Below are 1,151 nucleotides of genomic sequence, written 5' to 3' on the forward strand. Positions count from 1 at the left end.
GGAGCCGTCGAAGGTGGGATCGGCGATTGGGACGAAGTCGTAACAAGGTAGCCGTACCGGAAGGTGCGGCTGGATCACCTCCTTTCTAAGGAGCACTTCTCCAGCGAGCGTCTCGAAGAGTCGAGATCGCTGCTGGCAGAGACAGTTTCGGGCCCACACGTGGTCCGGCTGGAGCTCATGGGTGGAACACTGACAACTTTCATCGCATACGGCATCGGCAAAGTCCGAGGTCGCGATGGGTATACCGACACACTATTGGGTCCTGAAAGAACACGCGAGTGTCTTTCAAGGCGAAAGCAAACGATCCGCTCGGATCTCCTCGAAACCGTCGGCCAGTTGGTCGGTCAGGTCTTGGAAAATGTTCACGAGCGGGTGTGTTGTTTGAGAACTGCACAGTGGACGCGAGCATCTTTGTTAGTAAGTGTTTAAGAGCGTACGGTGGATGCCTTGGCACCAGGAGCCGATGAAGGACGTAGGAGGCTGCGATAAGCCTCGGGGAGCTGTCAACCGAGCTGAGATCCGAGGATTTCCGAATGGGGAAACCCAGCACGAGTGATGTCGTGTTACCCGCATCTGAATATATAGGGTGTGTGGAGGGAACGTGGGGAAGTGAAACATCTCAGTACCCACAGGAAGAGAAAACAACAGTGATTCCGTGAGTAGTGGCGAGCGAAAGCGGATGAGGCTAAACCGTGTAGATGTGATAGCCGGCAGGCGTTGTCTACGCGGTGTTGTGGGGTCTTCTTTCTCAGTTCTGCCGAATTGGGCAACAGTAAGAAACCAAAGTGTTAGTCGAAGTGGTCTGGAACGGCCCGCCATAGACGGTGATAGTCCGGTAGACGAAAACTCTTTGGCTGTTGTAGGAGATACCCGAGTAGCAGCGGGCCCGTGAAATCTGCTGTGAATCTGCCGGGACCACCCGGTAAGCCTGAATACTCCCTGGTGACCGATAGCGGACTAGTACCGTGAGGGAAAGGTGAAAAGTACCCCGGGAGGGGAGTGAAATAGTACCTGAAACCGTGCGCTTACAATCCGTCAGAGCCTTCCACTTCGGTGGTGGGGTGATGGCGTGCCTTTTGAAGAATGAGCCTGCGAGTCATCGGTGTGTGGCGAGGTTAACCCGTGTGGGGTAGCCGTAGCGAAAGCGAGTC

Annotated in this window: 2 rRNA genes; both read left to right on the forward strand. The window is 55.1% G+C overall.

Going from position 1 to position 1,151, the window contains the following annotated elements:
* Nucleotides 1-85 (forward strand): 16S ribosomal RNA (locus tag ACWF82_RS34380); the annotation flags it as partial.
* 330 nt (nucleotides 86-415) lie between these two features.
* A 23S ribosomal RNA gene (locus ACWF82_RS34385) occupies nucleotides 416-1,151 on the forward strand; the annotation flags it as partial.

It is taken from the genome of Nocardia sp. NPDC055053 (genome assembly GCF_053608285.1).